The organism is Saccharopolyspora oryzae (assembly GCF_027853915.1).
GTDB lineage: Bacteria > Actinomycetota > Actinomycetes > Mycobacteriales > Pseudonocardiaceae > Saccharopolyspora > Saccharopolyspora oryzae.
This window is the reverse complement of the sequence record NZ_JAQGLA010000038.1, coordinates 33,163-45,813: the sequence shown is the minus strand read 5'-3', so window position 1 is coordinate 45,813 and position 12,651 is coordinate 33,163. Positions and strand designations below refer to the sequence as shown.

Annotated in this window: 15 protein-coding genes; all 15 read right to left on the bottom strand. The window is 70.7% G+C overall.

Annotated elements, in window-relative coordinates:
- Positions 1–276: 276 nt before the first annotated feature.
- The 15 genes from OU415_RS21820 to OU415_RS21750 all read right to left on the bottom strand — a co-directional run bounded on the left by OU415_RS21820 (position 277) and on the right by OU415_RS21750 (position 12,481).
- Positions 277–867, bottom strand: coding sequence for a TlpA family protein disulfide reductase (locus tag OU415_RS21820; protein ID WP_270950799.1), 591 nt, complete (start codon positions 865–867; stop codon positions 277–279).
- Positions 864–1,469 carry a histidine phosphatase family protein gene (locus OU415_RS21815; RefSeq protein ID WP_270950797.1) on the bottom strand — a complete coding sequence of 202 codons (606 nt, stop codon included), beginning with the start codon at positions 1,467–1,469 and terminating at the stop codon, positions 864–866. Before OU415_RS21815 ends, OU415_RS21820 begins: the two co-directional genes overlap by 4 nt.
- A gap of 152 nt (positions 1,470–1,621) precedes the next feature.
- Positions 1,622–2,908 (bottom strand): glutamate-1-semialdehyde 2,1-aminomutase, encoded by a 1,287-nt coding sequence (gene hemL, locus OU415_RS21810; protein WP_408641888.1) that lies wholly within the window; start codon positions 2,906–2,908, stop codon positions 1,622–1,624.
- A gap of 108 nt (positions 2,909–3,016) precedes the next feature.
- A complete protein-coding gene (locus OU415_RS21805) occupies positions 3,017–3,355 on the bottom strand; it encodes a hypothetical protein (protein WP_270950793.1) in 339 nt (112 codons plus the stop codon).
- Between the two features lie 154 nt (positions 3,356–3,509).
- A complete protein-coding gene (locus OU415_RS21800) occupies positions 3,510–3,944 on the bottom strand; it encodes a hypothetical protein (RefSeq protein ID WP_270950791.1) in 435 nt (144 codons plus the stop codon).
- Positions 3,941–4,309 (bottom strand): hypothetical protein, encoded by a 369-nt coding sequence (locus OU415_RS21795; RefSeq protein WP_270950790.1) that lies wholly within the window; start codon positions 4,307–4,309, stop codon positions 3,941–3,943. The genes OU415_RS21800 and OU415_RS21795 overlap by 4 nt, the downstream gene beginning before the upstream one ends.
- A gap of 47 nt (positions 4,310–4,356) precedes the next feature.
- Positions 4,357–5,058, bottom strand: coding sequence for a hypothetical protein (locus tag OU415_RS21790; RefSeq protein ID WP_270950789.1), 702 nt, complete (start codon positions 5,056–5,058; stop codon positions 4,357–4,359).
- A 51-nt stretch (positions 5,059–5,109) separates the two neighbouring features.
- Positions 5,110–5,271 carry a hypothetical protein gene (locus tag OU415_RS21785; RefSeq protein WP_270950787.1) on the bottom strand — a complete coding sequence of 54 codons (162 nt, stop codon included), beginning with the start codon at positions 5,269–5,271 and terminating at the stop codon, positions 5,110–5,112.
- A 194-nt stretch (positions 5,272–5,465) separates the two neighbouring features.
- Positions 5,466–5,948, bottom strand: coding sequence for a hypothetical protein (locus OU415_RS21780; protein WP_270950785.1), 483 nt, complete (start codon positions 5,946–5,948; stop codon positions 5,466–5,468).
- A 39-nt stretch (positions 5,949–5,987) separates the two neighbouring features.
- Positions 5,988–6,560 carry a hypothetical protein gene (locus OU415_RS21775; RefSeq protein ID WP_270950784.1) on the bottom strand — a complete coding sequence of 191 codons (573 nt, stop codon included), beginning with the start codon at positions 6,558–6,560 and terminating at the stop codon, positions 5,988–5,990.
- Positions 6,557–7,540 (bottom strand): porphobilinogen synthase, encoded by a 984-nt coding sequence (hemB, locus tag OU415_RS21770; RefSeq protein ID WP_270950783.1) that lies wholly within the window; start codon positions 7,538–7,540, stop codon positions 6,557–6,559. Before hemB ends, OU415_RS21775 begins: the two co-directional genes overlap by 4 nt.
- 237 nt (positions 7,541–7,777) lie before the next feature.
- A complete protein-coding gene (locus tag OU415_RS21765; RefSeq protein ID WP_270950782.1) occupies positions 7,778–9,310 on the bottom strand; it encodes a bifunctional uroporphyrinogen-III C-methyltransferase/uroporphyrinogen-III synthase in 1,533 nt (510 codons plus the stop codon).
- A 14-nt stretch (positions 9,311–9,324) separates the two neighbouring features.
- Positions 9,325–10,263, bottom strand: coding sequence for a hydroxymethylbilane synthase (gene hemC, locus OU415_RS21760; RefSeq protein WP_270950781.1), 939 nt, complete (start codon positions 10,261–10,263; stop codon positions 9,325–9,327).
- The gene (locus tag OU415_RS21755) at positions 10,260–11,642 is read right to left on the bottom strand and encodes a glutamyl-tRNA reductase (protein WP_270950780.1); all 1,383 of its coding nucleotides are present in this window, start codon (positions 11,640–11,642) and stop codon (positions 10,260–10,262) included. The genes hemC and OU415_RS21755 overlap by 4 nt, the downstream gene beginning before the upstream one ends.
- Positions 11,639–12,481 carry a redox-sensing transcriptional repressor Rex gene (locus tag OU415_RS21750; protein WP_270950779.1) on the bottom strand — a complete coding sequence of 281 codons (843 nt, stop codon included), beginning with the start codon at positions 12,479–12,481 and terminating at the stop codon, positions 11,639–11,641. The genes OU415_RS21755 and OU415_RS21750 overlap by 4 nt, the downstream gene beginning before the upstream one ends.
- Between the last annotated feature and the right edge of the window lie 170 nt (positions 12,482–12,651).

The following is a 12,651-nucleotide window of genomic DNA, read 5'->3' as shown; positions in this document are numbered from 1 at the left end:
GGCTCGGTGAACCGGACCACATCATCCCTGGTGACAGGCCCGAGCAGGGGCGAAATCGCACCACCAGGGCCATTGGTCCCGCTTTTTCAGGACCCTCCACCCCACCCGAGCAATCCGGGAGACAAGGCTCACACCGCCCGCAGTTTCAATTGAAACTGCAAAACCGCACGGCGATTTGGGCATGCATGGAGTCGGGCACCCGGAGTCCAGGCGAGCACTGAGGTCCCGCCACCCGCACCGCAACGCGGTACAAGGGTGGAAAACCGCAATGCCGGGTCAGGGCTTCTCGGCTGCGACCTTCTGGACCTCGGGGAGCAGTTCGCTCTCCAGCATCTCCGTCAGGAAGACCGCCGCGACGCGGTGCTGCCGGTCGAGGACGATCGTCGCCGGAACGGTGCTGCGCGGGAACTGGCGCAGCGCGAGCAGCGAGCGGCCCGACGGGTCGAAGATCGACGGGTAGGTCAGCCCGCGGTCGCGGTGGAAGTCCGCCGCCGCCGACTGGCTGTCGCGCACGTTGATGCCGAGCACCTGCACGCCCTGGGGGCCGGCCTTGTCCTGCACGGCCTGCAGGTCGTCGGCCTCCGACCGGCACGGCCCGCACCACGAACCCCAGATGTTGAGCACCACGACCTGGCCTTTGAAGTCGTCGATGCCCAGCTGCTTGCCCGGTTCCAGCAGGCTGTCCCCGGACAGCCCGGAAACCCGGCCGCGCTCGTCCGGCGCGTAGAAGATGCGGGTCTGCCCGCCCGGTGAGACGAAGGTGAACTCGCCACCGCTGGCCACCGCGTCTTCGCCCTGGGTCGCGCACCCGGCGACCAGCGCCACCGTCGCAGCGGCCAAGCCCAGGCGTACCAACAGCTTCTTCATGCCCCTGTCACCTTCGGATCAGTAGCCCCGGCGGGCTCCACGTAAGCGATGCGCACGAGCTCCTCGCCGCGGAAGACCAGGCTGGTCAGCGAGGCCAGCGAGCACTGGCGCCGCCGCGGGTCGTGCCACATCGGCTTGCCCTCCAGGAACCGGCGCAGCGTCCAGATCGGCAGCTGGTGCGACACGCACACCGCTTCGTGCCCGGCCGCGGCCGCACGAGCGCGGTGCGCGGCGCCGAGCATGCGGTGCGCGATCTGCAGGTAGGGCTCGCCCCACGACGGGCGCAGCGGGTTCCAGAGCTTCGGCCAGTGCTTCGGCGAGCTCAGCGCACCGTCGCCGACCGACACCTTCAGGCCCTCGAAGCGGTTCTCCGATTCGATGAGCCGCTCGTCGGTGGCCACGTCGGTCTGGAAGGTCGCACCGATCGGCTCGGCGGTCTGCTGCGCCCGCTGCAGGGGCGAGGCGACCACGTGGACGACGTCGCGCCCGGCCAGGAACTCGGCGACCAGCTTCGCCTGCTGCTCACCGCGGTCCGACAGGCGGTAGCCGGGCAGCCGGCCGTAGAGGATCCCCTCCGGGTTGTGCACCTCGCCATGGCGCATGAAGTGCACGACAGTCCGCTGTTCCGCCTCTCCGCGATTCACAGAGGTGGTCGCGTCCAGCTCGATCTCGCGTTTCGCGGTTTCTTGTGGCTGGCTTGCGTCACGTTCCCCTGAGGTGCGGTTGCGCGGGACCGGGTTTGACATGGGGTTGCTCATTCGGTCGCCTCCGGCGCGGTGGCGGCTGCGGCAGCGCGGGCGGCGTGCGGCAGCGCGTCGGCGATCGTCTCGAACGCCGCGTCGTCCATCGCCGCGTTCACGAACCACGACTCGAAAGCGCTCGGCGGGGCGTAGACGCCGCGGTCGAGCAGCTCGTGGAAGAACGGCGGGAACCGCCAGGTCTGCTGGGCCTGCGCCTGCTCGTAGTTGTGCACCGGGTTCTCGCTGAAGAAGACGCTGACCATGTTGGCCGCGTAAGCGATCTGGTGCGGCACGCCCTCCGCGGTCAGCGCCGAGCCGAGCAGGTCGCCCAGCCGCTTGCTGTTGCGGTCCAGCGCCGCGTAGGTGTCGGCGTCGGCGGCCCGCAGGTTCGCCAGGCCGGAGGCCACCGCGACGGGGTTCCCGGACAGCGTGCCCGCCTGGTAGACCGGCCCGGACGGGGCGAGGCGCGCCATCACGTCGGAGCGGCCGCCGAAGGCGGCAGCGGGCAGCCCACCGGACATCACCTTGCCGAAGGTGTAGAGGTCACCGGCCACGCCGTCGATGCCGAACCAGCCCGCGCGGGAAACCCGGAAGCCGGTCATGACCTCGTCCATGATCAGCAGCGCACCGGCGGCGCGGGTGATCTCCCGCAGCCCCTCGTTGAAGCCCGGCAGCGGCGCGACGGTGCCCATGTTGCCCGCCGCGGCCTCGGTGATCACGCAGGCGATCTCGTCGCCCTGCTCGGCGAAGACCTGCCGCAGCGCCTCGAGGTCGTTGTAGGGCAGGACGATCGTGTCGGCGGCCTGCGCGCCGGTGACGCCCGGCGAGGTCGGCAGCCCCAGCGTCGCCACCCCGGACCCGGCGCTGGCCAGCAGCGCGTCGACGTGGCCGTGGTAGCAGCCGGCGAACTTGACGATCTTCTGGCGGCCGGTGAACCCGCGGGCCAGCCGGACGGCGCTCATCGTCGCCTCGGTGCCCGAGTTGACCAGCCGGACCTGCTCGACCGGTTCGACGCGGTCGATGATCTCCTGCGCGAGGTCGATCTCACCGGCGCCGGGGGTGCCGAAGGAGAGGCCGTGCGACGCGGTCTCCTGCACGGCGCGGACCACGTCGGGGTGCGCGTGCCCGTTGATCATCGGGCCCCAGGAGGACACCAGGTCGACGTAGCGGTTGTCGTCGGCGTCCCAGAGGTAGGCGCCTTCGCCGCGAACCATGAACCGGGGCGTGCCGCCGACCGAGTGGAAGGCGCGGACGGGCGAGTTGACGCCGCCCGGCGTCACCGCCTGCGCGCGGTCGAACAGCTGCCGCGACCGCGGAGCCGGATCGTGGTTCGGATTCGATGCGGGGTTCGCAGAAGCTGTCACGCACCCAGTCTGACAGGCGCAGCTCCGTGACCGGTCACACCCCGACTAGCGCGCACGCGCGCGCACGGCCAGCGCCACCTGCCGGATCGCGTCGAGCAGCAGCAAACCGGCCAGGGTCACCGCGGCGACCGCCGCCGCCAGCCAGCTCCCGAGCGACCGGGTGACCACGTCGGTCGCCCCGTCCGGGCCGGGCAGGTAGATCGTCACTGTGCCGTGCTGCCACGCCCACCAACCGGCCACCACCAGCGCCACGGCCACGACCAGCTCGATCCCGGCCACGGCCGCCCGCCAGGGCTGGTTCAACCCGCCCCGCGGCTGGTCGTTCTCGAGGCTCTCGGCGCTGAACTTCGGCCCGTCCGCAGGCCACGGTTCCGGAGTGGTCACGCACAGAAGCGTCTCATGACCCACCGCACACCCGCGCCCACCCGGTGGATCCGCGATCTTCCTGCGCATCGGTACCGGTGGCGGAACCGACCGGACTCAAAATTCCATTGAAATCAGACGTCCGATTTCCATTGAAATCGAGGGACGACCGGGACTACTTCTCGACGAGCCTGGTCAGGGCGGCGGTCAGGGCGCTGGGGTCCTTCGCCCAGGCCAGGACGACTTTGTCGTCGTCGATGCGCAGCGGCACCTCGCCCGTCCCCTTCGGGACCGTCCAGCTCCCGCCGAGCACCCGCGCACCCACCGGCGCACCCACGTCGGTCACCGCCGCGATGCGGCTGACCTCGATCTCCTCGCGGCCCAGCACGAGTTCCGCAGGCGTCAGCCGCACCGAGACCAGGCGACGGCGGCCGTGCACCCACACCGCCGCCGCGACCGCGAACAGCCCGCCGAACAGGCCCCACATCCACGCGTTCAGCGGTCCCGGGGTCAACGCCTCGACGCCGAACCCCAGCAGCGCGAAGGCCGGGCCCCAGAGCACCGGCCACCAGCTGCTACCGCGTTCCGAGTACAGCACTGGCTCGCTCATCGCTCACCCGTCAACCATTCCGTGCTCGGCTGCCGCCACATCAGCACCGCCGCCGTTCCTCCCAGGACGAGCAGGATCGTGTGCACGCTGAACACCGCACCGGATCCCAGCACGAGCACCAAGTGCACCAGCGCGAACGCGGTCAACGCCACTCGCGCCCAGGAATGCCGCTTGAGCACCGCCGCGCCGAACCCGAAGTACGCCGCCGCGAGCACGACGGCGATCCCGGTGTTCGCCACGATCATCTGCTGCGCGCGGGCCGTCGCGTCCGCCGGCACCAGCTGCTGCTGCTCGCCGAGCTGCTGCACGAGCTCGGAACGCCCCGACCACATCAGCCCGGCCTGCAGCAGCAGGAGAAACGCCACCGTCCACCAGAGGACGATGGCGTAGCGAAGCGGTCGCGGTGACTCCATCAGTACGTGCGGCTGTTGGCGCTGAAGAACCAGTTCGACGGCTTCAGGAAGACCAGCGTGATGAACGCGGCCATGCTCAGCAGGCCGAGTCCGGCCTGGCTGTAGCTCATCACGAAGTACGACGTGGGCAGCGGGACGTCCGGCATCTCACCGGAGAAGGTCACGTTGCCGCCGCCGATCAGGCTGACGATGGCGTTGACCAGCCAGAGCGAGGCGAAGACGGTGAGCGTGATCCGCGCCCAGTTCCGGCCGGCCCGCATCTTGAAGCCGAACAGGATCCACAGGGCGGTAAGGATCAGGAAGATCACCGTGATGAAGATGAACGTGAACAGCATGATCCCGTTGACGAGCGAGGACATCCCCTCGTTGAACTCGCTCGGCATGTCGGGATCGGTCGCGCCGGCCACCACGTCGTTCAGGTAGCCCTGCAGCAGCATGTAGCTCACCACGGACAGCACCGTCGCCAGCAGCGGCACCACGACGGAGATCCAGAACGCGATCTCCACGGTGATCGGGCGCGGGACCTGGCTCATCTCCTGCTGCGGCACGGGCGGCGCCGAGTAGGGGGCCTGCTGGTACCCGGCCTGCGGGTACTGCTGCTGGTACCCGCCCTGGGGGTACGGCTGCTGCGGGAAACCACCGGAAGGCGTCCCGCCCTGCGGGTAGCCGCCCTGCTGCCATGGATTCTGCGGTGAGGTCACCGGCAAACAGTAGAAACCCGGCTCGTGCGCTGTCCACTTGGTTCGGCCAAATCACCGACCCGTCATCGCTTTGAAATAGGCGTTGGCCGGGGCACCCAGCGCCAGAATCAGGAAAACGATCGGTGTGACCAGGGACAACAGCATTTCCAGGTACCCGGGGATCAGGAGCGGATCGCGGAACGCGCTGCCGAAGTCACCGCCGAAGCTCAGCACGAAAACCACGATCGCGCAGAGGCCGTAGAACGGCGAGCACCACCATGGCGATCCGCGCGGAATTGCGACCCTTCCGCATTTTCGCCGAGAACACGACCGCAGCACCGCGCAGGATGCGGAACCGATCATCGATCAGGACCGGGATCACCGGGTTGGTCAGGTGCTCGAGGATCTGCTGCGAGTAGTCGAGGACGTCAACCGCGGCGGGCGAGCTGGAAGTACTGGTTCGACAGCGGCACGTAGGCGAACACGAGCGTCGCACCCACGGCCAGCACCTGCAGCAGCGCCAGCAGAGCCGTCGCGGCGCCACCGACCGATCCGCCGGTCAGCGACGGCGCGGTCAGCACGATCCAGCCCGCGCCGACCGCCGTGATCACCACTCGCGCCCAGTTCCGGCCCTTGCGCATGAGGAACAGGAACACGATCCACAGCGCCGCGATCACCGCGACGATCGCGGTCGCCAGCACCAGCATCCCGGCGTAGACGGAGCGGGCCTGGTCCGGGCTGAGCTGCTGCCCCTGCGCTGCGGCCGCCTCCACCACCAGCTTCAGGTCGGCGTCCGAGACGAGCAGGAACGACGTGGCGAGGATGGCGAAGCCCACCACCACGCTGGCTATGCCGGCCCAGAACGCGCCGTCGACCGTGCTCGGCCGCGGGTTCGTCCCCTGCGACGTCATCAGCCCAGGTTAAGAACCCGCGGCGGAAGCGACAATTCGTCAGCGCGCGACGCGGCCCTGCCGCAGGCGCGGCCCCATCGCGCGGATGAACCGGTTGCCGTCCGGCCGGTACATGAACACGATCGCGGCCGCTTCGACGACCGCCACCAGCGCTGTGAACACCACGTCGACCCGGGTGATGGTGACCGGGGTGATCTCGTTGATCAGCGCGATGCCGAACACCGCGACGCCCAGCAGCGTGATCAGCGCGTTGAACACCCCGAACCCGCCGAAGACGGTGAGCACGACCCGCGACCAGTTCCGGCCTTCCAGCATCCGCCGGGTGAGCATCAGGTACACCATCAGGACCAGCGCCTTGAGCAGGAACGCGAACATGATCATGCTGTTGGCCGCGGCGTCGAGCTCCATCTGCCCCATGTTCGGGTCCAACGCGCGCAGCTCCTCGATCAGCCGCGACCGGTCGAGGAGCTGGATGAACGACTGCACGCCGCCGATCAGCACCGAACCGATCCACAGCCACCGCGCCACCAGAAGCGACTGCGGTGCCTGCGGCGGTCCCGGTTCCGGCACCGGACGGCCGAACGCGTCCACTCGCTGCCCCAGGTCCGTCATGCTCGAGCGTCCCGCAGCCACTGCGCGGCCTCGGCCGCCCAGTAGGTGAGGACGATGTCCGCGCCCGCGCGCCGGATCGAGGTCAGCGACTCCAGCACGGTCCGCTTCCGGTCCAGCCAGCCGTTGGCCACCGCGGCCTCGATCATCGAGTACTCGCCGGACACCTGGTAGGCGGCCACCGGCACGTCGGCCACGCCCGCGACGTCGCGCAGCACGTCCAGGTAGGACATGGCCGGCTTGACCATCACCATGTCGGCGCCCTCGGCCAGGTCCAGGTCGACCTCGCGCAGCGCTTCGCGGCCGTTGGCCGGGTCCTGCTGGTAGGTGTTGCGGTCGCCCTGCAGCTGCGAGTCGACGGCGTCCCGGAACGGCCCGAAGAACGCCGAGGCGTACTTCGCCGAGTAGGCCAGGATCGAGGTGTCGACGAAACCGGTCGCATCCAGCGAGTCCCGGATGACACCGATCTGGCCGTCCATCATGCCGCTGGGGCCCACCACGTGCGCCCCGGACTGGGCCTGCACCACGGCCATCTCGCCGTAGATCTGCAGCGTGCGGTCGTTGTCGACGGTGCCGTCCTCGTCCAGCACACCGCAGTGGCCGTGGTCGGTGAACTCGTCCAGGCACAGGTCGGCCATCAACACGGTGTCGTCGCCGAGCTCGGCGCGCAGGTCGCGCAGCGCGACGTTGAGGATGCCGTCCGGGTCGACCGCCCCGGAGCCCATCGCGTCCCGCTCGGCGGGCACGCCGAAGAGCATCAGCCCACCGACTCCGGCGCTGACCGCGTCGACAGCGGCCTTGCGCAGCGATTCGCGGGTGTGCTGCACGACGCCCGGCATAGACGAGATCGGCACGGGCTGGTCGACGCCCTCGCGCACGAACATCGGCAGCACCAGGTGCCGCGGCTCCACGGAGGTCTCGGAAACGAGTCGGCGCAGTGCCGGGTTGCGGCGAAGCCGACGCGGACGGTGCGAGGGATACATGAAAACGGCTCCCCAAACAGGCTCGACGGGGTGACACCCCGAGCGTAGCCACCCCGACGAACCGGACTCCCAAGGGCTCAGCCCGAGTCGTCCGGCGACCGGATCAGTCGGGATTCAGCGGAGAGTCAACGACGATCAGCAGTGTCGAATACCCGCACTACTCTCCACCGCCACGAGCTGGGAGAACGCCGAAGGGCGCCTTCGACCGGGGTCGACGGCGCCCTTCGGGTCAGCTCGTCAGCTGCGGCGGGCTCGCTTGGCCTTGCGCGGGGGCGGCAGGGCGCCTTCGGCGCGGAGCCGGGCCGCGTGCTCGGCCAGGGCGTCCACCAGGTCCTCGACGCGCGGGACCTCCGGCTGGACGTCGACCCGCAGGCCGAACTCCTTGGCCGTCTCCGCCGTGTTCGGGCCGATGCAGGCGACCAGCGTCCGGGCGTGCGGCTTGCCCGCGATGCCGACCAGGTTGCGGACCGTGGACGACGAGGTGAAGCACACCGCGTCGAACCCGCCCGTCTTGATCATCTCGCGGGTCTCGGCGGGCGGCGGCGCGGCGCGGACGGTGCGGTAGGCCGTCACGTCGTCGACCTCCCAGCCGCGCTCGCGCAGGCCTGCCGACAGCGTCTCGGTGGCGATGTCCGCGCGCGGCAGCAGCACCCGGTCCACCGGGTCCAGCACGTCGTCGTGCGGCGGGAAGTCCTGCAGCAGGCCTTCGCTGGACTGGTCACCGGAGGGCAGCAGCTCCGGGATGATCCCGAACTCGCGCACCCGCTCCGCGGTGGCCTCGCCGACGCAGGCGATCTTCACGCCGGAGAACGCGCGGGCGTCCAGGCCGAACTCGCCGAACTTCTCCCACACCGCCTTGACGGCGTTCGCCGAGGTGAACACCACCCACTGGTAGCGGCCGTCGACCAGGCCCTTGACCGCGCGCTCCATCTGCGCGGGGCTGCGCGGCGGCTCCACGGAGATCGTCGGCACCTCGTGCGAGACGGCGCCGTGCGACCACAGGCGCTCGCTCATCACGCCGGCCTGCTCCTTGGTGCGCGGCACCAGGATCTTCCAGCCGTACAGGGCGCGCGACTCCCACCAGGAGAGCTTGCTGCGGTCGGACACGACCTCGCCGATGGTCACCACCAGGTGGCCCTGCAGCTCACCGGCGTCGGCGGCCAGCGAGGCCAGCGTCGTGTCGATCGTGCGCTGCTGCACCGTGGTGCCGGAGGCGGTCACCGCGACCGGCGTGGTCGCGGCCTTGCCGTGCTCGACCAGTCGGGACGCGGCCTCGGCCAGGTGGCTGCCGGTGGTGTGCAGCACCAGCGCGCCGGGCGAGGCGGCCAGGGCCGCCCAGTCCACGTCGCCGCGGACGTCCACCTCGGTGTGCGCGGCGCCGAGCGCGACACCGGCGTAAGCCGGAACCGCGCTGCCACCGGCGACACCCGGGACCACGTCGAACGCGGCACCGGTCTTGGCGACCTCCTGGACCTCGCGGACCACCGCGTCGGCGGTCAGCGGGTCCCCGGCGACCAGGCGCACCACGCTGCGTCCGGTGGACGCCTCGTTGGCCAGGTCCTTGGCCACGTCGGCCGGGTCACCCACGGCGGGGCGCACTTCGGCGCCGTCCGCGGCCAGGCCGACGATGTCAGCGGGAACGTCCGGGTCGGTCACCAGCAGGGCGGCGCGGGTGATCGCATCCCGGGCCCGAACGGTGAGCAGCCCGGCGTCACCGGGTCCGGAGCCCACGAATGCAATCCGTCCGGGGTTCTTGCGTGCTCGGGTCATCAGGGCACTCCCCATCAACTACTGCTCGGGCCGCTGAGCAGTGCGGCTCGAGCTTCGATCAGCTGGGCGGCCAATTCACGGCCCAGCTGGTCAGCGGCGGTCGTCTCACCAGTGGCGGAGGCGCGGACCAACCGAGCGTCGTCGGCCGCCACCACCCCGCGGAGGGACAGCCGCAGCGCCACGCGCCCGTCCTCGTCGAGGTCCTCCACCACTTCGGCCAGCGCGCCGACCGGCGCGCTACAGCCCGCTTCGAGCGCGTTCAACATGCCGCGCTCGGCGGCCGCCGCGGCGCGGCTGGCCTGATCGTCCAAAACGGACTGCAGCAGGTGCTCGGTGTCCACGTCGTCGACGCGGCATTCCACTGCGAGCGCGCCTTGAGCGGGCGCGGGCAGCATCTGCAGTGGATCGAGCGTTTCCGTGATCACCTCGAGCCGGCCCACTCGGGCCAGGCCGGCGCGGGCGAGGACGACGGCGTCCAGCTCGCCGTCGGTCACCTTGCGCAGGCGGGTGTCCACATTGCCGCGGATGCTGCGCACCTCCAGGCCCAGGCCGAGGGCCCGGAGCTGGGTGGCGCGTCGCGGCGAACCGGTGCCCACAACGGAGCCCGGGGGCAGTTCGCCGAGCGTCAGACCGTCCCGTGCCACCAGCGCGTCCCGCGGGTCCTCCCGGAGCGGGACAGCAGCCAGCGACAACCGGGGGTCCGGTTCGGTCGGCAGGTCTTTGAAGGAGTGCACCGCGACGTCCACCTCGTTGTTGGCCAGCGCTTCGCGCAGGGCCGAGGTGAACACGCCCACGCCGATCTCGGCGATCGGCGCCATCGACAGGTCGCCGGGCGTTTTCACGGAAACCAGCTGGGTCGGGTAACCCGCCTTCTCCAGCTGCTCGGCGACCTGCGAGCTCTGCGCCATCGCGAGAGCGCTGCCGCGGGTGCCGATGCGGAGGGTCTTGTTCAACGGTCCTCCCCGTCTTGTCGCGCTCGATCGCGCATCAGCGCCTGCGCGACGGTGGTCCCGGGCAGGCCTTCGTCGGCCTGCGGGGCACCGAGCACCGCGGTGGTCTGCGGATCGAGTTCGAAGAGTTCTCGGAGCGCGTCGGCGTAACCGGCTCCGCCCGGCACCGACGCCAGTTCCTTGACCCGCACCGTGGGGGCGTGCAGCAGCTTGTCCACCACGCGGCGGACGGTGCGCGCCAGTTCGTCGCGCACGCCGCCGTCGAGCTCGGGCAGGCGCGAGTCCAGCCGCAGCAGCTCGCTGTCCACCACCTCGGCGGCGCGCTTGCGCAGCGCGGTCACGGTCGGGGTCACTTCTGCCGAGCGCTGCGCGGCGAGGTAGCCGCGCAGTTCCTCGGCGACGATCTGGGCGGCGCGCTCGGATTCGTTGCCGCCCTGCCGGTCGGCGAGCCGCTGCTGCAGGCTCGCCAGGTCGACGACGGTGACGCCGGGCAGCTCGGCCACGTCGGCGTCGATGTCGCGGGGCAGTCCGAGGTCGCAGCACAGCAGCGGCCGCTCGTCGCGCTGCGCCAGCGCGGCCGAGACCACGTCGGAGGTCACCACTGCACCGATCGCACCGGTGCAGGCCACCAGCAGGTCGGTCGCGGCGATCGCGCCGGAGAGGTCGCTGAGGTCCGCGGTGCGCGCGTCGATGCCGTCGGAGCGCAGCGACTCGGCCAGCCGCTCGCCGTTGGCGGGCGTGCGGTTGGCGATCACGACCTCGCCGATGCCGGCGCGCTTGAGCTGCGCGGCGGCCAGACCGCCCATCGAGCCCGCGCCGACGATCAGCGCGCTGCGTCCGGCCAGGCCGTCCAGCGCCACCTCGGCGTCGGCGAGGGCCTCGGAGACCACCGACGCGCCTTCGGCATCGATTCCGGTCTCGCTGTGCACCCGCTTGCCGACGCGCAGCGCCTGCTGGGACAGCTCGTGCAGCGCCTTGCCGACGGTGCCGTTCTCGTCCGCGGTGCCGTAAGCCTGCCGCAGCTGGCCGAGGATCTGCGCCTCGCCGACGACCATCGAGTCCAGCCCGGCGGCCACCGAGAACAAGTGCTCGACGGCGGCGCCGGCGTAGTAGACGTAGAGGTGGTCGGACAGCTCCCGGAAGTCCGCGCCGGCGTGCCTGGTCAGCACCGAGCTGACGTCGTCCAGGCCACCGTGGAAGGTCTCCGCGATCGCGTACACCTCGACCCGGTTGCAGGTCGAGATCACGAAGGCCTCGCACACGTGGTCCTGCTGCAGCAGTTCGTCAAGGATCTTGCGGACTTCGTCGCCGCTGATCGAGACCCGCTCCAACACCCGGACCGGGGCGCTGCGGTGGGAAATCCCGACGGTGAGCAGGTTCACAGCCGTTCCACCATCCTGTTCGCCGATTCGACCTCGCCTGACACCTGTTCGCCGGTGGTGCCCGGCGGCCCCAGGTCCGCACCGTCCACTTCGGACTGCGCGGCTGCTTCCTGCTGGCGCCGGGCCACGTGGAACGACAAGATCTGCATCTCCACCGCCAGGTCGACCTTGCGGACTTCGACGTCCTCCGGGACCTGCAGCACGACCGGCGCGAAGTTCAGGATGCACGAGACGCCACCGGCGACCAAACGGTCGCAGACCTCCTGGGCGCCCTGCACGGGAGTGGCGATCACGCCGATGGTGACCTCCCGCTCGGAGCACACCTCGACGATGTCGTCGATGTGGCTCACCGGGATGCCGCCGACCGGCACGCCGACCAGGTCGGGGTCCAGGTCGAACAGCGCCGACACCGGGAAGCCGCGCCCCGGGAAGCCGCCGTAGTTGGCCAGCGCGTGGCCGAGGTTTCCGATGCCGACCACCGCGACGCTGTGCTTGCGGGTCAGGCCGAGGGTGCGCTCTATCTGCCCGATGAGCACAGCGACCTCGTAGCCGACACCGCGAGTGCCGTAGGAGCCGATGTAGGAGAGGTCCTTGCGGAGCTTCGCCGAGTTGACGCCTGCGGCCGCGGCCAGCTCATCGCTGGAGACCGTGGTGATGTCCTGCTCGGACAGGCCGGAGAGGGCGCGCAGGTAGACCGCGAGGCGAGCGACGGCGGCTTCCGGGATCGCGCGGGCTCGCTCCCGAGCCGCGGGCACCTCGACCGACTGCTTGGACTCGATCCGGGAATCGGCCTCGGCCTGCCCGTCTCCGTCCTGCACGTCCGCTCCGTGGGCCGTCACGCTGGATCTCCCTCGCCCTGCTCGCTCACCTGTCCACCCGCCGCTCCGCCGCGGGTGGCTGTCGTGGTCGTCGACTTCCCGACTCATCCGCAGGCGGGGAGCACCGACACCGACCGGGTTTGCTCCTCGGCGGCTTCGGCCCGGGGCCGCGGACGGCACCTGGTCCGCTG